Source organism: Ideonella sp. BN130291, assembly GCF_036231905.1.
Taxonomy (GTDB): Bacteria; Pseudomonadota; Gammaproteobacteria; order Burkholderiales; family Burkholderiaceae_C; genus CAMLIZ01.
In genome coordinates this window covers 155487-174532 of sequence record NZ_JAZARE010000005.1, presented here as the reverse complement: position 1 = coordinate 174532, position 19046 = coordinate 155487, and the positions used below count along the sequence as shown (strand labels likewise).

At 66.6% G+C, this 19046-nt stretch carries 18 protein-coding genes; 5 read left to right on the top strand and 13 right to left on the bottom strand.

The annotated features are described in order from the left end of the window. The 9 genes from ftsB to VPH43_RS12330 all read right to left on the bottom strand — a co-directional run bounded on the left by ftsB (position 1) and on the right by VPH43_RS12330 (position 9775). A complete protein-coding gene (ftsB, locus tag VPH43_RS12370; RefSeq protein WP_328578010.1) occupies positions 1-276 on the bottom strand; it encodes a cell division protein FtsB in 276 nt (91 codons plus the stop codon). A 15-nt stretch (positions 277-291) separates the two neighbouring features. Further along, positions 292-1578, bottom strand: a complete 1287-nt coding sequence (gene eno / locus VPH43_RS12365) for a phosphopyruvate hydratase (RefSeq protein ID WP_328578009.1) — start codon at positions 1576-1578, stop codon at positions 292-294. 80 nt (positions 1579-1658) lie between these two features. Beyond that, positions 1659-1952 carry a DUF1330 domain-containing protein gene (locus tag VPH43_RS12360; RefSeq protein WP_328578008.1) on the bottom strand — a complete coding sequence of 98 codons (294 nt, stop codon included), beginning with the start codon at positions 1950-1952 and terminating at the stop codon, positions 1659-1661. A gap of 7 nt (positions 1953-1959) precedes the next feature. Beyond that, positions 1960-2817 (bottom strand): 3-deoxy-8-phosphooctulonate synthase, encoded by an 858-nt coding sequence (gene kdsA, locus VPH43_RS12355; protein ID WP_328578007.1) that lies wholly within the window; start codon positions 2815-2817, stop codon positions 1960-1962. Between the two features lie 14 nt (positions 2818-2831). After that, complete coding sequence (locus VPH43_RS12350) at positions 2832-4520, bottom strand: CTP synthase (RefSeq protein WP_328578252.1); 1689 nt, start codon at positions 4518-4520, stop codon at positions 2832-2834. Between the two features lie 67 nt (positions 4521-4587). Beyond that, positions 4588-5385: an alpha/beta fold hydrolase gene (locus VPH43_RS12345; RefSeq protein ID WP_328578006.1), complete on the bottom strand. Its 798-nt coding sequence runs from the start codon at positions 5383-5385 to the stop codon at positions 4588-4590. After that, complete coding sequence (locus VPH43_RS12340) at positions 5382-6206, bottom strand: proteasome-type protease (protein ID WP_328578005.1); 825 nt, start codon at positions 6204-6206, stop codon at positions 5382-5384. Before VPH43_RS12340 ends, VPH43_RS12345 begins: the two co-directional genes overlap by 4 nt. After that, the gene (gene mutS / locus VPH43_RS12335) at positions 6203-8797 is read right to left on the bottom strand and encodes a DNA mismatch repair protein MutS (RefSeq protein ID WP_328578004.1); all 2595 of its coding nucleotides are present in this window, start codon (positions 8795-8797) and stop codon (positions 6203-6205) included. The genes VPH43_RS12340 and mutS overlap by 4 nt, the downstream gene beginning before the upstream one ends. Before the next feature lie 18 nt (positions 8798-8815). Continuing rightward, entirely contained in the window at positions 8816-9775 is a 960-nt protein-coding gene (locus VPH43_RS12330) for an inositol monophosphatase family protein (RefSeq protein ID WP_328578003.1), read from the bottom strand. Between the two features lie 78 nt (positions 9776-9853). Here VPH43_RS12330 and VPH43_RS12325 point away from each other — a divergent pair, with 78 nt between their 5' ends. Continuing rightward, entirely contained in the window at positions 9854-10600 is a 747-nt protein-coding gene (locus tag VPH43_RS12325) for an RNA methyltransferase (protein ID WP_328578002.1), read from the top strand. An 88-nt stretch (positions 10601-10688) separates the two neighbouring features. Then, on the top strand, positions 10689-11468 hold the full coding sequence (cysE, locus tag VPH43_RS12320) for a serine O-acetyltransferase (protein WP_328578001.1): 780 nt from the start codon (positions 10689-10691) through the stop codon (positions 11466-11468). Here the strand turns inward: cysE and mog are convergent. Both mog and yjgA read right to left on the bottom strand, forming a co-directional pair. Continuing rightward, a complete protein-coding gene (gene mog, locus VPH43_RS12315; protein ID WP_328578000.1) occupies positions 11461-12051 on the bottom strand; it encodes a molybdopterin adenylyltransferase in 591 nt (196 codons plus the stop codon). The genes cysE and mog overlap by 8 nt on opposite strands. Then, positions 12048-12578: a ribosome biogenesis factor YjgA gene (gene yjgA, locus VPH43_RS12310; RefSeq protein ID WP_328577999.1), complete on the bottom strand. Its 531-nt coding sequence runs from the start codon at positions 12576-12578 to the stop codon at positions 12048-12050. Before yjgA ends, mog begins: the two co-directional genes overlap by 4 nt. An 86-nt stretch (positions 12579-12664) precedes the next feature. On the opposite strand from yjgA, the gene pmbA reads away from it, so the two are divergent. The 3 genes from pmbA (at position 12665) to VPH43_RS12295 (ending at position 16577) form a co-directional block, all read left to right on the top strand. Next, positions 12665-14038, top strand: coding sequence for a metalloprotease PmbA (pmbA, locus tag VPH43_RS12305; protein ID WP_328577998.1), 1374 nt, complete (start codon positions 12665-12667; stop codon positions 14036-14038). 219 nt (positions 14039-14257) lie between these two features. Beyond that, positions 14258-15340, top strand: a complete 1083-nt coding sequence (locus VPH43_RS12300) for a TRAP transporter substrate-binding protein (protein WP_328577997.1) — start codon at positions 14258-14260, stop codon at positions 15338-15340. 154 nt (positions 15341-15494) lie between these two features. Continuing rightward, positions 15495-16577 (top strand): TRAP transporter substrate-binding protein, encoded by a 1083-nt coding sequence (locus tag VPH43_RS12295; RefSeq protein ID WP_328577996.1) that lies wholly within the window; start codon positions 15495-15497, stop codon positions 16575-16577. An 86-nt stretch (positions 16578-16663) separates the two neighbouring features. Here the strand turns inward: VPH43_RS12295 and VPH43_RS12290 are convergent, their stop codons facing one another. Both VPH43_RS12290 and VPH43_RS12285 read right to left on the bottom strand, forming a co-directional pair. Continuing rightward, complete coding sequence (locus VPH43_RS12290; RefSeq protein WP_328577995.1) at positions 16664-18355, bottom strand: TRAP transporter large permease; 1692 nt, start codon at positions 18353-18355, stop codon at positions 16664-16666. Next, complete coding sequence (locus VPH43_RS12285; RefSeq protein ID WP_328577994.1) at positions 18352-18975, bottom strand: TRAP transporter small permease subunit; 624 nt, start codon at positions 18973-18975, stop codon at positions 18352-18354. The genes VPH43_RS12290 and VPH43_RS12285 overlap by 4 nt, the downstream gene beginning before the upstream one ends. Between the last annotated feature and the right edge of the window lie 71 nt (positions 18976-19046).

The following is a 19046-nucleotide window of genomic DNA, read 5'->3' as shown; positions in this document are numbered from 1 at the left end:
TCAGCGGCGGGCGGTGACCTGGACGAGGATCTCGTCCGGCCTGATCATGCCCAGCTCGGCGCGGGCGCGCTCTTCCACCATCTCCAGGCCTTCCTTGAGGTCGTTGACCTCGGCGGCCAGCTGCTCGTTGCGCTGGCGCGCGAGCTCGTTCTTGGCCTTCTGTTCCGTCACCTGGCCCGACAAGGCCACCACCCGCGGCAGGCTGCCCTTGCCGAACCAGAGTTCGGCATGGACGAAGCCCAGCAGCGCAAGCAGCAGCAGGGTGACCAGGCGCACGGCGGGCTGCCGGAGTCAGCGCAGGTTGTAGAAGGTGGAGCGGCCAGGGTAGGTGGCCACGTCGCCCAGGTCTTCCTCGATGCGCAGCAGCTGGTTGTACTTGGCCATGCGGTCGCTGCGGCTCAAGGACCCGGTTTTGATCTGGCCGGCGTTGGTGCCCACCGCGATGTCCGCGATGGTGCTGTCTTCCGTCTCGCCCGAGCGGTGGCTGATCACGGCGGTGTAGCCCGCGCGCTTGGCCATCTCGATCGCGGCGAAGGTTTCGGTCAGCGTGCCGATCTGGTTGATCTTGATGAGGATCGAGTTTGCGATGCGCTTGTCGATGCCTTCCTGCAGGATCTTGGTGTTGGTGACGAACAGGTCGTCGCCCACCAGCTGGATGTTCTTGCCCAGGCGCTCGGTCAGGTGCTTCCAGCCGTCCCAGTCGCCTTCGGCCATGCCGTCCTCGATGCTGATGATCGGGTACTTGTCGCACCAGGTGGCCAGGATGTCGGTCCACTGCGGGGCGCTCAATTTCAGGCCGCCTTCGCCTTCCAGCACGTACTGGCCGTCTTTGTAGAACTCGCTGGCGGCGCAGTCCAGGCCGATGGCGATCTGCTCACCCGCCGTGTAGCCTGCCTTGTCGATCGCCTCGAGGATCAGCTGGATCGCCGCTTCGTGGTTCTGCACGTTGGGCGCGAAGCCGCCTTCGTCGCCCACGGCGGTGCTCATGCCGCGGCCGTCGATGATCTTCTTCAGCGCATGGAACACCTCGGCGCCGTAGCGCACCGCCTCCCGGAACGTCGGCGCGCCCACGGGGATGATCATCAGCTCCTGCAGGTCCAGCGTGTTGTTGGCGTGGGCGCCGCCGTTGATCACGTTCATCATCGGCACGGGCATCTGCATGCCGCCCATGCCGCCGAAGTAGCGGTACAGCGGCAGGCCGGACTCTTCGGCCGCGGCGCGGGCCACGGCCATGGAGACCGCCAGCGTCGCGTTGGCACCCAGGCGGCTCTTGTTCTCGGTGCCGTCCAGGTCGATCAGGGTGCGGTCCAGGAAGGCCTGCTCGGAGGCGTCCAGGCCCAGCACGGCTTCTGAAATCTCGGTGTTGACGTGCTCCACCGCCTTGAGCACGCCCTTGCCGAGGTAGCGGCTCTTGTCGCCGTCACGCAGCTCGATAGCTTCGCGCGAGCCGGTGGACGCGCCCGAAGGCACGGCCGCGCGGCCCATGGTGCCGCTTTCCAGCAGCACGTCGCATTCGATGGTGGGGTTGCCTCGGCTGTCGAGGATCTCGCGGCCGACGATGTCAACGATGGCACTCATGCTGGGTCTTCTCCTGAAGGTTTCTCAATTCGCAAAAGCCGCGCATGGTGCATGAAAGGCGTTACATGCGCGCTTCAGATTCATTCCACGCCGTCGACCACGATCATGCGCATCACGCCGGCGCCTTCGCGCAGGGTCTTGGCATGGGCGTAGGTCTGGCTGTTGTAGAAGGCCTTGGCCTGCTCGCGGCTGGGGAACTTGAGCACCACCAGCCGGCTGGGCGTCCACGGGCCTTCCAGCACCTCGAACTCGCCGCCGCGCACCAGCACCTGGGCACCGTGCTCCTGCATGGCCTTGGTGGACCAGACGCGGTAGTTGGCCATCTTCTCGGCGTCGGTGACGGTGACGTCGGCAATGATGTAGGCAGCGGGCATCGTGGGCTCAGCAGGAAAAGTCGTTCTCGAGCAGCGGCTGCTGCTTGATCACCCGGTCCAGGGCGACCAGCTGTTCCAGCAGCGCCTTCATGTGCTTCAGCGGCACGGCGTTCGGGCCGTCGCTCAGTGCGTTGGCGGGGTCAGGATGGGTCTCGGTGAAGAGGCCGGCGATGCCGACCGCCACCGCGGCACGCGACAGCACCGGCACGAACTCGCGCTGGCCGCCCGAGCTGGTGCCTTGCCCGCCGGGCAACTGCACCGAATGGGTGGCGTCAAACACCACCGGCGCACCGGTCTCGCGCATGATGGCGAGGCTGCGCATGTCGGACACGAGGTTGTTGTAGCCGAAGCTGGCGCCGCGCTCACAGGCCATGAAGCTGTCCTCCGGCAGGCCCTTTTCGCGCGCGGCGGCACGGGCCTTGTCGATCACGTTCTTCATGTCGTGCGGCGCGAGGAACTGGCCCTTCTTGATGTTCACCGGCTTGCCGCTCTGGGCCACGGCGCGGATGAAATCGGTCTGGCGGCACAGGAAGGCCGGGGTCTGCAGCACGTCCACCACGGACGCCACTTCTTCCACTTCGGCTTCGCTGTGCACGTCGGTGAGCACCGGCACGCCGATCTGCTTTTTCACCGCGGCCAGGATCTGCAGGCCCTTGTCACGGCCCGGGCCGCGGAAGGACGTGCCCGAGGAGCGGTTGGCCTTGTCGTAGCTGGACTTGAAGATGAACGGAATGCCGAGTTCGGAGGTGATCTCCTTCAGGCGCCCGGCCACGTCCATCTGCAGTTGTTCGGACTCGACGACGCAGGGGCCGGCGATCAGGAAGAAGGGCCGGTCCAGGCCGACGTCGAAACCACACAACTTCATGTCTGTCTTCCTTCTCAGGCGGTGACCTTGGCCTTGGCGTCGGCCTTGCCGCCGCTGCGTTCCATGTGGCGGTTCAGCGCCGCGCGGATGTAGCTGATGAACAGCGGATGGCCGTCCCAGGGCGTGGACTTGAATTCCGGGTGGAACTGCACGCCCACGAACCAGGGATGCTCGCTTTGCGGCAGCTCCACCATCTCGGTGAGCTTCTCGCGCTGGGTGATGGCGGAGATGACCAGGCCGGCTTCCTGCAGGCGCTGCAGGTAATGCTCGTTAGCCTCGTAGCGGTGGCGGTGGCGCTCGGTGACCACGCTGCCGTAGATCTGGTGCGCCAGGGTGCCGGCCTTCACGTCGGAGCTCTGCGAGCCCAGGCGCATGGTGCCGCCCAGGTCCGAGTTGGCGTCCCGTTTCTGGATGCTGCCGTCGCGGTCCTGCCATTCGTCGATCAGCGCGATCACCGGATGCGGCGTCTTCTCGTCGAACTCGGTGCTGTTGGCGTTGTCCAGCCCGGCCTTGTGGCGCGCGTATTCGATGGTGGCCACCTGCATGCCCAGGCAGATGCCCAGGTAAGGGATCTTGTGCTCGCGGGCATAACGGGCCGCGCAGATCTTGCCTTCCACGCCGCGCTTGCCGAAGCCGCCCGGCACCAGGATGGCGTCGTACTTGTCCAGCAGCTGGGTGGCATTGCCTTCGTTCAGCGTCTCGGAATCGACGTACTCGATGTTCACGCGGGCATGGTTGTGGATGCCGGCGTGCTTGAGCGCTTCGTTGAGCGACTTGTACGAGTCCGACAGGTCGGTGTACTTGCCGCACATGGCGATGGTGACCTCGTGCTGCGGATGCTCCACCTCGTACACCAGGCGGTCCCAGCGCTTGAGGTCGGCGGGGCGGGTGAGCAACTGCAGCTTCATGCAGATCAGCTCGTCCAGGCCCTGCTCGTGCAGCATGCGCGGCACCTTGTAGATGGTGTCCGCGTCCCACACCGAGATGACGCCGGTGGTGAGCACGTTGGTGAACAGGCTGATCTTGTCGCGCTCGTCGTCCGGGATGCGGCGGTCGGCGCGGCACAGCAGCGCGTCCGGCTGGATGCCGATCTCGCGCAGCTTCTGCACCGTGTGCTGGGTGGGCTTGGTCTTCAGCTCGCCGGCGGCGGCGATCCAGGGCACGTAGGTGAGGTGCACGAACGCGGTGTTCGTCGGCCCCAGGCGCAGGCTCATCTGGCGCACGGCTTCCAGGAAGGGCAGCGATTCGATGTCGCCCACCGTGCCACCGATTTCGACGATGGCCACCTGGGCCTCGTCCGGCGTGCCGACGCCGGCGCCGCGGCGCACGTAGTCCTGGATCTCGTTGGTGATGTGCGGGATCACCTGCACCGTCTTGCCGAGGTAGTCGCCGCGGCGTTCCTTCTCCAGCACGGTCTTGTAGATCTGGCCGGTGGTGAAGTTGTTCTGGCGCTTCATCCGCGTGGTGACGAAGCGCTCGTAGTGGCCGAGGTCGAGGTCGGTTTCCGCGCCGTCGTCGGTGACGAACACCTCGCCGTGCTGGAACGGCGACATCGTGCCCGGATCCACGTTGATGTACGGGTCGAGCTTGATGAGGGTGACTTTGAGACCGCGCGATTCGAGGATCGCGGCGAGAGACGCCGCTGCAATGCCCTTGCCGAGAGAGGACACCACGCCGCCGGTGACGAAGACGAACTTGGTCATTGTCATGCAGCGTTCTTTTGTTGCAAGAACGCTGTGGTGGTAAAGCGTGATTATAGGGGTGGGGTGCTCACATCGAAGCCAGCAGCTTCAGCACTTCGTCGGCGGTCGCGTCCGGCTTTTCCATCGGGTACAGGTGCGACCCTTCCATCCAGACGAAGCGTTCGCCCGCCAGCCGGCGCGACGCCTCCAGCCCGCCCTGGCGCACTTCTTCGGACTGCGTGCCCGCGATGAACGCCACCGGGCACTTGGGCGGATGCCGTTTCAGCAGCGCGGGCAGGTGGTGCGGCAGCGTGTTGTAGATGCGGGTTTCCACCTCGCGCCGGAAAGCGAGCACGGCCTTGCCGCTGGTTTCGTCGATGCCGCAGTCGATGTAGTCCTTCAGCACCCGCGGGTCCCAGCGGGCGAACTTGCTTTTGGCGGCATAGTGCTGGTGGGCGGCTTCACGCGACGGCCACTCGTGGCGGCGGCTCTGCGACACCCGCCCGGGGGAGATGCGGTGCATCAGGCCGGTGGCCTTGACCACCTGCACGCTGTGGGCGCGCCAGCCGGTGATCACCGGCGAGTCCAGCAGCACCAGGCCTTGTGCCAGGTCAGGCCGGCGGCAGGCAGCCAGCAGGCTCAGCATGCCGCCCAGCGAGTGGCCTACCAGGTAAGCCGGGCCGTCGACCTCGCGGTCGATGAAATCGATCAGCTGGTCGCGCAGCTTGGGCCAGTTGCTGGTGACCGGGTACTTCGGGTCGTGGCCGAACTTGTCCACCGCATGCACGGCGTAGCCCGCGGCACGCCAGCGCTCGAAGAGCACGCCATAGGTGCGCGCCGGAAAGCCGTTGGCATGGGAGAAGACGAGGGTCTTGGTGGGTTTCAAACGATCTTCTCGTCGGGTTTGCTGATCTTGCGCATCGGCTCGTAGCGCGGCGACGGCACGCACAGCGGGAATTCGCTGTGGCCACCGTCCCAGCGCGGGTCCTCGATGTCCTCGAACACCTGCTTCAGGCGCTGGCCCCAGGTGCCGCGGATCATGCTGAAGTAGGGGTTCCCTTCGTCGATGCAGACCAGCTGGTTGGTCTTGAAGGTGCCCGCCTCGTACACCAGCAGGTCCAGCGGCAGGCCCACCGACAGGTTGGACTTCAAAGTGGAGTCCATCGAGATCAAGGCGCACTTCGCGGCTTCGTCCAGCGGCGTCTGCGGCGTGACCACGCGGTCGAGGATGGGCTTGCCGTACTTGGATTCGCCGATCTGGAAGTAGCAGGTCTCGCGCGTGGCCTCGATGAAGTTGCCCGCCGAGTAGACGAGGAACATGCGCATGGCCTCGCCCTGGATCTGGCCGCCGAAGATCATGGAGGCGTTGAAGTCCACGCCGGTGGCCTTGAGCGCCTTGCCGTCCTGGTCGTACACCCGGCGCACCGCGTTGCCCAGCACCCGGGCGGCGTCGAACATGCTCTTCGCGTTCCAGATCGTGATGGGTGGTTCGTCGCCGTTGTCCAGCTTTTCCACCTGCAGGATCTCGCGCACCGACTGGCTGATGCTCAGGTTGCCGGCCGACAGTAGCACCATGAAGCGGTCGCCGGGCTTCTCGTAGACCATCATCTTGCGGTAGGTGCTGATCTGGTCCAGGCCCGCGTTGGTGCGCGAGTCGGACATGAACACCAGGCCGGCATCGAGCCGGATACCCACGCAGTAGGTCATGCTTGCCTTTCGGTGGTGGCCCCGGTCAGGGCCTTGAGCCGGTAGAGCGCTTCCAGCGCTTCGCGCGGGGACAGCTTGTCGGGGTCGATCACCGCCAGCGCATCGTCCAGCGGCGACGCCGGCGCGGCAACAGCGGGCGCAGGCGGTGGTGCGAACAGGTCCACCTGCGGGTCGCCTGCCTGCTGCTGGCGCTCCAGCGCCTCCAGCGTGTTGCGCGCCTGGCGAATCAGCGAGGCCGGCATGCCGGCCAGTCGAGCGACCTGCACGCCATAGCTGCGGCTCGCAGGGCCGGGCTGGATCTCGTGCAGGAAGACGATGTCGTCGCCGCTTTCCGCCGCCGACACGTGCACGTTGAGCGCTCGCTCGTGCTTCTGCGGAAAGGCGGTCAGCTCGAAGTAGTGCGTGGCGAACAGCGTGAAGGCCTTGTTGCGGTCATGCAGGTAACCGGCGATCGCACCGGCCAGCGCCAGGCCGTCGAAGGTGGACGTGCCGCGCCCGATCTCGTCCATCAGCACCAGCGACTGCTCGGTGGCGCCGTGCACGATGGCCGCCGCTTCCGTCATCTCCAGCATGAAGGTGGACTGCGCGTTGGCCAGGTCGTCGGCTGCGCCGATGCGGGTGTGGATGGCGTCCATCGGCCCCAGGCGGCAGCTGCGCGCCGGCACGAAGCTGCCCATGGCGCCCAGCAGAGAGATCAGCGCCACCTGGCGCATGAAGGTGCTCTTGCCGCCCATGTTGGGGCCGGTGATCACCAGCATGCGGGTTCTGGCATCGAGCCGGCAGTCGTTGGCCATGAACTCGCCCGCGCCGGTTTCGCGCAGCCGGGCTTCCACCACCGGGTGGCGGCCGGCCTCGATCTCGATGCAGGGGTGCGACACGAACTGCGGCCGGCACCAGTTGAGCGTGGCGGCGCGCTCGGCCAAGGCCGCCAACGCATCCAGCGAGGCCAGCGCGCGCGCCAGGGCGGACAGCGCCGGCAGATGCGGCTGCAGCTCGTCCAGCACCATCTCGAACAGCAGCTTCTCGCGCCCCAGCGCCCGCTCCTGGGCTGACAGCGCCTTGTCCTCGAAGCCCTTGAGCTCCGGCGTGATGAAGCGCTCGGCGTTCTTCAGCGTCTGGCGGCGCTGGTAGTCCAGGGGCACCCGGTCGAGCTGGCCGGCGGTGACCTCGATGTAGAAGCCGTGCACCTTGTTGTATTGCACCCGCAGGTTGCCGATGCCGGTGCGGGCGCGCTCGCGGGTTTCCAGGTCGAGCAGGAAGGCGTCGCAGTTCTGGCTGATGCCGCGCAGCTCGTCCAGGTCGGGGTCGAAGCCCGGCGCGATGACACCGCCTTCGCGCAGCAGCACCGACGGCTCCTCGGCGATCGCCTGCTGCAGCAGCGCGGCGATCTGCGGCGCCGGCTGCAAGGCCTGGTGCAGCTGGTCGAGCAGCGGGCTGCCGGACGGCGCCTTGGCGCGCAGGGCGGGCAGCTGCTGCAGGGTGCTGCGCAGGCCGGCGAGCTCACGAGGGCGCACCTGGCGCAGGGCCACGCGGGAGGCGATGCGCTCCACGTCGCTCACATGGCGCAGCACCTCGCGCAACGGCGCGAAGCCTTCACGCAGCAGCACGTCGATCGCGTCGTGGCGCGCAAGCGCCGTGTCGCGAGCCCGCAGGGGATGTGTGAGCCAGTGGCGCAGCGCGCGGCTGCCCATGCCGGTGCGGCAGCTGTCGAGCAGCGACAGCAGGGTGGGGCTGTCCTCGCCGCGCAGGGTGCGGGTGAGCTCCAGGTTGCGGTGCGTGGCCGGCGGCAGCTCCAGCAGCTCGTTGGCACGGGCCACCTCCAGGCTGCGCACATGCGAGAGAGCGCGCGCCTGGGTGTGCTCGGCAAAGCTGAGCAGCGCCGCTGCGGCTGCATGGGCAGCGGCCAGCTCCTGCGCGTTGAAGCCGGCCAGCGACGCGACACGCAGCTGTTCGCACAGCTTGCGCGCGCCCAGGGAGCTGTCGAACTGCCAGGCCGGGCGATGCGTGATGGCAGCGCCGCTTTGCTGCACACACGCCGGCACGTCGTCGCGGTCGATCAGTATCTCGGCCGCATCCAGCCGCGCCAGCCAGGTGGGCAGCTCACGCTCGCCGCATTCGGTGAGGCCCAACTGCCCGCTGGACAGCCCCAGCCAGGCGAGGCCCCAGGTGGCGCGCTGGCGCCGCACCGCCACCAGCAAGGTATCCACTCGGTCCGACAGCAGCTCGGTGTCGGTGACGGTGCCAGGCGTGACCACCCGCACCACCTTGCGCTCCACCGGGCCCTTGGCCGTCGCCACGTCGCCCACCTGCTCGGCGATGGCCACCGCCTCGCCCAGCTTGATCAGCTTGGCGAGGTAGGCCTCCAGCGCGTGCACCGGCACCCCGGCCATGACGACAGGCTCGCCACCGCTCTGGCCGCGCGAGGTGAGCGTGATGTCCAGCAGGCGGTTGCACTTGCGCGCGTCGTCGTAGAACACCTCGTAGAAGTCGCCCATGCGGAAGAACACGAGCGCGTCGGGGTGCTCCGCCTTCAGGCGGAAGTACTGCTGCATGACCGGCGTGTGCGCGCCGAGCTCCACGGGGCTGTTCATCGGGTCAGCCCGGTGAGGTCAGAGGTCGGCCTTGCGGATGCGCACCGCCGTCCGCTTCTTTTCTTCGGGTTGTGGCACTGGCGCAGCGTCGGCCCCGCGCACGGCCGCGGCCAGCGCCTGCTCGGGCGAACCCTCGGGCGCAGCGCCGGCCGGGTGCTCCTCGTCCTGCTTGATCACGCGGGTGTAGGGCGACAGGATCTGCACGAGCTGGCCATAGATCTTGGGCGAGCCGGCCACCACCTCACGCTGGAACAGGTAGTCCGCTTCGCCGGTGAAGTTGCCGATCAACCCACCCGCCTCGGTGATCATCAGCGAGCCGGCGGCCACGTCCCAGGGGTTGAGGCCGGTCTCGAAGAAGCCGTCGTAGTAGCCCGCAGCCACGTAGCAGAGGTCCAGCGCCGCGGCGCCCGGGCGGCGCAGGCCGGCGCACTGCTGCATCACCTCTTCGAACATCTTCACGTAGCGCTTGAAATTGTCGCCCTTGCGGAAGGGAAAACCGGTGCCGATGAGCGAGTCGGACATGCGGGTGCGCTTGGACACGCGCAGGCGCCGGTCGTTCAGGAACGCGCCCCGGCCCTTGGAGGCATAGAACAGGTCGTTGCGCGACGGGTCGTACACCACCGCCTGTTGCACCTGGCCGCGGTAGGTCAGCGCGATGGACACCGCATAGACCGGAAAGCCGTGGATGAAGTTGGTGGTGCCGTCCAGCGGATCGATGATCCAGACGTATTCGCTGTTCTTGGCGCCATGCTCGCGGCCCGATTCCTCGGCCAGGATGCCGTGGCCGGGGTAGGCGGTGAGCAGGGTCTCGATGATCGCGTTCTCGGCCGCCTGGTCCACCTCGGTCACGAAGTCGTTGGGCGACTTGGTGTTGATCTTGAGGATGTCCAGGTCCAGCGATGCCCGGTTGATGATGGAACCGGCCGTGCGTGCCGCCTTGATGGCGATGTTGAGCATGGGGTTCAGGGCTTGGGACATGGGGCGACCTGCTGTGAAGGCAAAGAGAACGGCGACGACGGGAGGAAAGAGCGTGGCGGCGGTGGCCCGCTGCCGATAATGCCGATTTTACCCGGCGCCATCGTGCAAGCCAGCGACCCCACCCGCTTCATCCTGCTCAACACCAGCCATCCGGGCAACGTGGGCTCGGTGGCGCGTGCCATGAAGGTGATGGGTTTTTCCGACCTGGTGCTGGTGAAGCCGCGTTTCGACGACGTGTTGTCGCGCGAAGAAACCGTGGCGATGGCCAGCGGTGCGGCCGACATCCTGGTGCGCGCACGCATCGTGGACACCTTGGCGCAGGCGCTCGAAGGCGTGAGCTACGCCTGCGCCACGGCGATGACGCCGCGCGATTTCGGGCCACCGACCTTCGCGCCGCGCGAGCTGTTCGCTCAACTGGTGCGGCAGCCGCAGCGTGTGGCCTTCGTGTTCGGCAGCGAGCGCTTCGGCATGAGCAACGACGAGGTCTATGCCTGCCATGCGTGCCTGAGCATCCCCACCCATCCCGATTACGGCTCGCTCAACCTCGCCCAGGCGGTGCAGTTGATCGCGTATGACTGGCGCCAGGCGCTGGGCGGCTTTGCCGTCGCCCCGCGCACCGTCGACCCCGCCCTCGCCGACGGCACCGCCATCGCCGGCCTGCTGGACCACTGGCAGCAGGTGCTGGTGGACATCGGTTTCCTGGACCCCAACGCGCCCAAGAAGCTGATGCCTCGCCTGCAGCAGCTGCTCAACCGGGCCCAACTGCAGGACACCGAAGTCCACATCCTGCGCGGCATCGCCCGGGCGATGGCCAAGCGGCCATAGGTCGCACGGCGCTTCTCCCCGCTGGCCGGCTTGTTATGAGGGCCGCGCATACACTTGCTCCACTTCAGCCCGACACAGGGTCAACCCCATGTTCAGCCGACTGCGTGAAGACATCGCCTGCATCCTCGAGCGCGACCCTGCGGCGCGTTCGACGTGGGAGGTGCTCACCTGTTACCCGGGCCTGCATGCGCTGATCTTCCATCGGCGCGCCCATTGGTGCTGGCAGCACGGCCTGCGCTGGCTGGCGCGTTTCATCTCGCACCTGGGCCGCTTTTTCACCGGCATCGAGATCCACCCGGGCGCCACCATCGGCCGGCGGGTCTTCATCGACCATGGCATGGGCGTGGTGGTGGGCGAAACGGCCGAGATCGGCGATGAATGCACCATCTACCAGGGCGTGACGCTGGGCGGCACCTCCTTGTCCAAGGGCGCCAAGCGGCACCCGACGCTGGGGCGCGGTGTGATCGTGGGCGCGAACTCGCAGGTGCTGGGCGGCTTCACGGTCGGGGACGGCGCGCGCATCGGCTCCAGTGCCGTGGTGGTCAAGCCGGTGCCGCCGGGCGCCACCGCGGTGGGCAACCCGGCACGCATCATCCAGGCAGATGCCGACGCCACGCGCGAGGCGGTGGCGGCGCGCATGGGCTTCTCAGCCTATGGCGTGACGCAGGGCGACGACCCGGTGGCGCAGGCCATGAAGGGCCTGATCGACCATGCGGCCGGCCACGAGCACCAGATCGCGCTGCTGTGGCAGGCGATTGAGAAGCTGTCGTCCCGTTCGCGTGAATTGCCGGGGGAGGACTGCGTGCCAGAAGACGCCCAGACCACCGAGCACTTCGACGCCCAGAAGCTGGAGCGCCTGGTCAAGTAGCTGGCGGGCGGATCGCCGACTTCGGCCGGAAGGCCGCGCACACCGCCGGGTCGGTGACCAGGTAAGGGCCGCCGATCAGGTCGATGCAATAGGGCACGGCAGCAAAGATGCCGTGCACCGGCGGCGTCGCGCCTGGCAGCCCTTCCAGCGTTTCCGCGATGGATTTCGGCTGGCCCGGCAGGTTGATGATCAGGGCCTTGCCGCGGATCACCGCCACCTGGCGCGACAGGATGGCGGTGGGCACGAAGCGCAGGCTGATCTGGCGCATCTGCTCGCTGAAGCCCGGCATCTCCTTGTCGGCCACCGCCAGCGTGGCCTCCGGCGTCACGTCGCGCGGCGAGGGCCCGGTGCCGCCGGTGGTGAGCACCAGGTGGCAGCCGGCCACGTCGACCAACTCGCGCAAGGTGTTGCTGATGAGTGGAGCTTCATCTGGGATCAGCCGGCTTTCCCAGTCGATCGGGTTGCGCAGCGCGCGGCCTAGCCAATCGCGCAGGGCCGGCAGGCCTTTGTCTTCATAGACGCCGGTGGAGGCGCGGTCGCTGATGGACACGACCCCGATGCGAACAAGCTCCAGACCGCTCATTCCGCCATCGCCTTCTTGATGAACTGGAACAGCTCGCGGTAGGCCCGGCCATGGCGCTGCTCGGGCGGCAGCGCGCCTTCCTTGCGGGCGGCGCGGATCAGGCTGCGCAACTGCTGCGTGTCCGACTCGGGATGCTCCGCCATCCAGCGGGTGAGCGTTTCGTCGTCGGCAATCAGCGTGTCGCGCCACAGCTCCGCCTGGTGCAGGGCAAGCGTGTCCTTGGCGCGCGGCACTTGCATCGCGGCCACCGCCTCGCGCAGGGGCTCGGGGTCGGTGTGGCGCATCAGCTTGCCGATGTATTGCATCTGGCGGCGCCGGCCTTCGTGCGAGCGGGTTTTCTTGTACTCGCGCACCGCGTCGATCAGGCTCTCTTCGGCCGGCAGGGCGGCCAGGCGGTCGTCCGGCAGGTCCACCAGCGCCTGGCCCAGGGCCTGCAGGTCGTGCGACTGCTTCTTCATCCGCGTCTTGCTCGGCCGCTCGTAGTAGGGCTGCGGACTGGCGTCTGGGTCGAGTTCGTCCGGGGACATGAGGCGGCTGGAGCGGGCGGGAAAGGGGGTCGCTATGATAGCCGCGCCCCATCTTTCGCCCGTGCTGCGCACGGCTGTCGCACCCCATGACCACCTCCCGTTCCGACTCCGGCTTCGCCTATTCCCGCGAGCAGTTCCAGCAGATCGTCGAGGACGCCCTGGCGATCGCGCGCGACCTGGGCGCCAGCGACGCCGGTGCGGAGGTGTCCGAAGGCGTAGGCCTGTCGGTGTCGGTTCGCAAGGGCGAGCTGGAAAACGTGGAGCGCAACCGCGACAAGTCGGTGGGCGTGGCGGTCTACATCGGCCAGCGGCGCGGCAACGCGAGCACGTCCGACTTCTCCCGCACCGCGCTGGAGCAGACGGTCAAGGCCGCTTACGACATCGCGCGTTTCACGGCGGAAGACCCTGCCGCCGGGCTGCCCGACGAGGCAGATCTCGTCACGCCGGAGCAGGCCGCACGCGACCTGGACCTGTTCCATCCCTGGGACATCGACGCGGCGGCCGCCGCCGAGCTGGCACGCCGCTGCGAGGACGCGGCGCTCACCACCGACAAGCGCATCACCAACTCCGAAGGCGCAGGTGTGTCGGCCCAGCAGTCGCACTTCTTCGCCGGCAACTCGCGCGGCTTTCGTGGCGGCTACGCCAGCTCGCGCCATTCGCTGTCGGTGGCGCCCATCGCTGGCCGCGGCGACGGCATGCAGCGCGACGCCTGGTACACCTCGGAACGCAATGCCGCCGACATGGCCGCACCCGAGGCGGTGGGGCGCTATGCCGCCGAGCGCGCGCTGTCGCGCCTGAAGTCGCGCAAGATCGCCACATGCGAGGTGCCGGTGCTGTTCGAGTCCACCTTGGCGGCCGGCTTGCTGGGCGCCTATGTGCAGGCCACCAGCGGCGGCTCGCTGTACCGCAAGGCGAGCTTTCTGGTCGACAGCCTCGGGCAGCCGGTGCTCGCCGACCACATCGACATCCGCGAGGACCCGCACATCCCCAAAGGCAAGGGCAGCGCGCCCTTCGACGACGAAGGGGTGGCCACCAAGCCGCGCAGCGTGGTCGAAGGCGGGGTGGTGCAGGGCTACTTCCTCTCCAGCTATTCCGCACGCAAGCTCGGCATGCGCACCACCGGCCATGCCGGCGGCTCGCAGAACCTCACCCTCACCAGCCGGCTCACCCGGCCGGGCGACAACCTGGACGAGATGCTGCGCAAGCTGCACCGCGGCCTGTTCGTCATCGAGCTGATGGGGCAGGGGGTGAACTACGTGACCGGCGACTATTCGCGCGGCGCCGCGGGCTTCTGGGTGGAGAACGGGCGCATCGTTCACCCGGTGCATGAGGTCACGATCGCGGGCAACCTGCGCGACATGTTCAAGCAGATCTCCGCGGTGGGTGCTGACGCCTACACCATGGGCACCAAGACCATCGGCTCGGTGCTGATCGAGCGCATGAAGATCGCGGGAAGCTGACGCGCCGTACGGGTTTCCTCGGGGCGCACCGCGCGCCCTTGTTCAGCGAGCTTCAAGGTTGGGCCGTTAGCCTCGCAGCGGCTCGCCGAGAACGGGTTCACAAGCCGATGGGATTACGGTGCAAACCCCGTGCCGATCCCTCCACCGGCCGCCCACAATTGGCTGCGCTTTTGCAGTGTTGTCCTGCAGTTCTGCTTTCCACCTTCAAGAGGAGACCTCATGGAACGTCGTTCCTTCGTACGCGGCGCGGGCCTGGCCGGCGTGCTGGCTGCCGGTGCCGCACCGGCCATCGTGCATGCCCAGGCCAACATCCGTTGGCGCCTGGCGTCGAGCTTCCCGAAATCCTTGGACACCATCTTTGGTGCCGCCGAAGTGTTCGCCAAGAAGGTGAAGGACATGTCGGGCGGCAAGTTCGAGATTTCGGTTCACGCCGGTGGCGAACTGATGCCTCCCTTCGGCGTGGTCGACGGCGTGCAGAACGGCACGGTGGAAATGGCCCACACCGCGCCGTACTACTTCTTCGGCAAGGACGAGTGCTTCGCCCTCGGTTGCGCGATTCCCTTCGGCCTCAATTCGCGCCAGATGACCGCGTGGATGGTGGAAGGCAACGGCCTGAAGCTGATGCGCGAGTTCTACAAGGGCTACAACATCATCAACTTCATGGGCGGCAACACCGGCGCCCAGATGGGTGGCTGGTACCGCAAGGAGATCAAGACCGTTGCGGACATGAAGGGCCTGAAGTTCCGCGTGGGCGGCTTCGCGGGCAAGGTGGTCGAGCGCATGGGTGGCGTGCCGCAGAACATCCCCGGCGGCGAGATCTACCAGGCGCTGGAAAAGGGCACCATCGATGCGGCCGAATGGGTGGGCCCGTACGACGACCAGAAGCTGGGCTTCAACAAGGTGGCGCCCAACTACTACTACCCCGGCTGGTGGGAAGGCGGCCCGCAACTGGACTTCTTCATCAACACCAAGGCCTATGAAGGCCTGTCGGCCGAGTACAAGGCGATCGTCGATGCCGCCACCCATGTCGCGCACGTCGACATGCAGGCCAAGTACGACGCCAAGAACCCGGCTGCACTGAAGCAGCTGGTGGCTTCCGGCACCAAGCTGGCCCGCTTCCCGCGCGACGTGATGGATGCGGCTTTCAAGGAGTCCATGGCGCTGTATTCCGACATTGGCGCCAAGAACGCCAACTGGAAGAAGATCTACGAGGACTACGCCAACTTCCGACGCGACCAGAACCTGTGGTTCCGCTTTGCCGAAGCCGGCTTCGACGACTTCATGCAAGCACAGAAGCTGTAAATCGCTTCGTTCGCCCGGCGTTGTGCATCAGTGCCAGGCGATCTTGCATTGATGCAAGGAACACAACGCCGCAGTGGTTACCCTGCGGCGTTGCACATTTAGCGCTCCTAGAATCCGCCGCTCCTGAGTCATAGCTGTCACTTGAGGAGTGTTCATGGAACGTCGTTCCTTCGTGCGCGGAGCCGGCCTAGCGGGTGTGCTGGCCGCCAGCGTGGCCCCCGCGATCGTGCATGCGCAAGCCAACGTCCGCTGGCGCCTGGCCTCCAGCTTCCCGAAGTCGCTGGACACCATCTTTGGCGGAGCCGACGTGTTCGCCCGCAAGGTCAAGGAGATGTCGGGCGGCAAGTTCGAGATCTCGGTGCATGCCGGCGGCGAGCTGATGCCGCCCTTCGGCGTGGTGGACGGGGTGCAGAACGGCACCGTCGAGATGTGCCACACGGTGCCGTACTACTTCTTCGGCAAGGACGAGACCTTCGCCATCGGCGCCGCCATTCCCTTCGGCATGAACTCGCGCCAGATGAGCGCGTGGATGATCGAGGGCAACGGCCTGAAGCTGATGCGCGAGTTCTACCGCGGCTACAACATCATCAACTTCATGGGCGGCAACACCGGCGCGCAGATGGCCGGCTGGTTCCGCAAGGAAGTGAAGAGCGCAGCGGACATCAAGGGCCTGAAGTTCCGCATCGGTGGCTTCGCCGGAAAGGTGATCGAGCGCATGGGCGGCGTGCCGCAGAACATCCCCGGCGGCGAGATCTACCAGGCGCTGGAGAAGGGCACCATCGACGCGGCCGAATGGGTGGGCCCGTACGACGACCAGAAGCTGGGCTTCAACAAGGTGGCGCCCAACTACTACTACCCCGGCTGGTGGGAGGGCGGCCCCCAGGTCGACTTCTTCATCAACACCAAGGCCTATGACGGCCTGAGCGCGGAGTACAAGGCCATCATCGATGCGGCGTCCGCCTTTGCGCACCTGGACATGCAGGCGAAGTACGACGCCAAGAACCCGGCGGCGCTGAAGCAGCTGGTGGCCTCCGGCACCAAGCTCGCTCGCTTCCCCAAGGACATGATGGATGCGGCCTTCAAGGAATCGATGGCCTTGTACAGCGACCTCTCGGCCAAGAACCCGCGCTGGAAGAAGGTGTACGAGGACTACGCCAACTTCCGCCGCGACCAGAACCTGTGGTTCCGCTTTGCCGAGGCCAGCTTCGACGACTTCATGCAGGCGCAGAAGCTCTGAACGCCGGCCGCCGCGGGCGGCCCTTGTCCTCATCGCCAAAGAACAAAGCCGCCCGAGGGCGGCTTTGTCGTTGCCGGTGGCTGAGCCTACTTCTTCGGCGCGCTCGCAGCGTCCGGCAGCCCGAAGAGCTCGTTCATGTTCTCGTCCTTCTTCTCACCGTAGTCGCTGGGTGTGGCCTCGATCTGGATGTTGGTGGTATCCAGGTCTGCCTTCTTGCCCAAGCCGCCTGACACCAGGCCCGGGAAGGCGATGATCAGGCCCACCATGAGGATCTGGATCAGCACGAACGGCACCGCGCCCCAGTAGATCTCTCCGGTCTTCACCTTGGCCACGCGCTGCTTGGTGATCCGGTCGGTGTAGTCGTCGGTGGGCGCCACGCTGCGCAGGTAGAACAGTGCAAAGCCGAACGGCGGGTGCATGAACGAGGTCTGCATGTTCACCGCCAGCAGCACGCCGAACCACACCAGGTCGATGCCCAGCTTGTCGGCCACCGGCCCGATCAGCGGGATGACGATGAAGGACAGCTCGAAGAAGTCCAGGAAGAACGCCAGCACGAAGATCAGGATGTTCACCACGATCAGGAAGCCCAGCTGGCCACCCGGCAGGCTGGTGAGCAGGTGCTCCACCCAACGGGGACCGTCCACGCCCTGGAATGCCAGGCTGAACACGGTGGAACCCAGCAGGATGAACACCACGAAACACGACAGCTTCATGGTCGTGTCCATCGCCTGGCGCAGCAGGGACAGGCTCAGCCGCCGGCGGCCCAGCGCCATCACCAGCGCACCCACCGCGCCCATCGCGCCACCCTCGGTGGGCGTTGCGATGCCGAGGAAGATGGTGCCCAGCACCAGGAAGATCAGCGCGAGCGGCGGGATCAGCACGAAGGTCACGCGTTCGGCCATGCGCGACAGCAGCTTCAGCCCGAGCAGCTTGTTGATCATCGACAGCACGAAGGCCACGCCGATGCCCACGCACATGGACACCACGATGGTCTCATCGGTGGCCATGCTGTCGGCGCGAGTCTTGGCGAACGCGACCGCCGCGCCGACCGACACGATGAACAGCACGAGCAGCGAGCGCAGGCCCGGCGTGCCGTCGTCCTCGCGGATGGTGCGGGCCTCCTTCGGAAGCGCCGGCACCCAGGTGGGTTTCCACAGGCTGATCAGCAGGATGTAGCCGGCATACAGCGCCGTCAGCACGAAGCCGGGGATGAACGCGCCCTTGTACAGGTCGCCCACGCTGCGGCCGAGCTGGTCGGCCATGATGATGAGCACCAGCGATGGCGGGATGATCTGCGCCAGCGTGCCCGATGCGGCAATCACGCCGGACGCCACGCGCCGGTCGTAGCCGTAGCGCAGCATGATGGGCAGCGAGATCAGGCCCATGGAGATGACCGAGGCCGCCACCACGCCGGTGGTGGCCGCGAGCATGGCGCCCACGAAGATCACCGCATAGGCCAGGCCGCCGCGGATCGGGCCGAACAGCTGGCCGATGGTGTCCAGCAGGTCCTCGGCCATGCCGGAGCGTTCGAGGATGAGGCCCATGAAGGTGAAGAAGGGCACCGCGAGCAAGGTGTCGTTCTTCTGGATGCCGAAGATGCGCAAGGGCAGCGCGTTCATCAGCGACTCCAGCCCCGGCACGCCGAGCTTGATGCCCAGCCAGCCGAAGAACAGGCCGCAGGCGGCGAGCGAGAACGCCACCGAGAAGCCCATCAGCAGGAACACGATGAGGCCGATGAACATCACCGGCGCCATGTTGGCTTGCAGGAACTCGATCATTTGGCTTTCCCTCCGGTGGCCATGGCGGCAGCGGCTTCAGCCTCGGCACGGGCGCGGATCACCTCGGCCAGTTCTTCTTCGGCCGTCTTGGCCTGCTGCTTCTTGCCTGGGTCGTCGATCAGGCCCTTGAGGAAGGCCACGCGCTTGATGATCTCCGACAGCCCCTGGATGCCGAGCAACGCAAAGCCGATCGGCACCAGCGCATACACCGGCCAGCGCACCAGGCCGCCGGCGTTTTCGGACATCTCGCCGCTGTAGTACGCCTTGATGACCAGCGGCATCACTTCCGCGATGACCGCGAAGACAAACGGCATCAGGAAGGCCACGAGCCCGAAGATCTCGACCTTGATCTGCGTGGGCCGCGAGAAGCGCCCCAGGACCACGTCAATCTTCACGTGTTCCTGACGCAGCAGCGTGTAGCCCGAGGCGAGCAGGAACACCGCAGCGAACAGGTACCACTGGATCTCGAGGAAGGAGTTCGAGCTGAAGCTCAACGCCTTGCGGACGGAGGCGTTGGTCGCGCTGATCAACACCATGATCAGCACCAGCCACGACAGCCAGCGACCGACCCATTCACTGAGCCGGTCGATCAAGCGCGACAGTTGCAATAGGGCAGACACGTCTTCTCCAAAGAGTGGGTGACTCAAGGTCACGCCGACTGTAAGGAAAAGGCACTGAAAACCGCCTTAAA

Excerpts from the sequence above, each read along its gene's own strand:
- mog (WP_328578000.1), bottom strand. The coding sequence starts at position 12,051 with ATGAGCGGTCTGGAGCTTGTTCGCATCGGGGTCGTGTCCATCAGCGAC.
- VPH43_RS12360 (WP_328578008.1), bottom strand. The coding sequence starts at position 1,952 with ATGCCCGCTGCCTACATCATTGCCGACGTCACCGTCACCGACGCCGAG.
- VPH43_RS12330 (WP_328578003.1), bottom strand. The coding sequence starts at position 9,775 with ATGTCCCAAGCCCTGAACCCCATGCTCAACATCGCCATCAAGGCGGCA.
- VPH43_RS12350 (WP_328578252.1), bottom strand. The coding sequence starts at position 4,520 with ATGACCAAGTTCGTCTTCGTCACCGGCGGCGTGGTGTCCTCTCTCGGC.
- mutS (WP_328578004.1), bottom strand. The coding sequence starts at position 8,797 with ATGAACAGCCCCGTGGAGCTCGGCGCGCACACGCCGGTCATGCAGCAG.
- VPH43_RS12325 (WP_328578002.1), top strand. The coding sequence starts at position 9,854 with ATGCCGATTTTACCCGGCGCCATCGTGCAAGCCAGCGACCCCACCCGC.
- kdsA (WP_328578007.1), bottom strand. The coding sequence starts at position 2,817 with ATGAAGTTGTGTGGTTTCGACGTCGGCCTGGACCGGCCCTTCTTCCTG.
- VPH43_RS12300 (WP_328577997.1), top strand. The coding sequence starts at position 14,258 with ATGGAACGTCGTTCCTTCGTACGCGGCGCGGGCCTGGCCGGCGTGCTG.
- VPH43_RS12340 (WP_328578005.1), bottom strand. The coding sequence starts at position 6,206 with ATGACCTACTGCGTGGGTATCCGGCTCGATGCCGGCCTGGTGTTCATG.
- cysE (WP_328578001.1), top strand. The coding sequence starts at position 10,689 with ATGTTCAGCCGACTGCGTGAAGACATCGCCTGCATCCTCGAGCGCGAC.
- VPH43_RS12290 (WP_328577995.1), bottom strand. The coding sequence starts at position 18,355 with ATGATCGAGTTCCTGCAAGCCAACATGGCGCCGGTGATGTTCATCGGC.
- yjgA (WP_328577999.1), bottom strand. The coding sequence starts at position 12,578 with ATGTCCCCGGACGAACTCGACCCAGACGCCAGTCCGCAGCCCTACTAC.
- eno (WP_328578009.1), bottom strand. The coding sequence starts at position 1,578 with ATGAGTGCCATCGTTGACATCGTCGGCCGCGAGATCCTCGACAGCCGA.
- VPH43_RS12295 (WP_328577996.1), top strand. The coding sequence starts at position 15,495 with ATGGAACGTCGTTCCTTCGTGCGCGGAGCCGGCCTAGCGGGTGTGCTG.
- pmbA (WP_328577998.1), top strand. The coding sequence starts at position 12,665 with ATGACCACCTCCCGTTCCGACTCCGGCTTCGCCTATTCCCGCGAGCAG.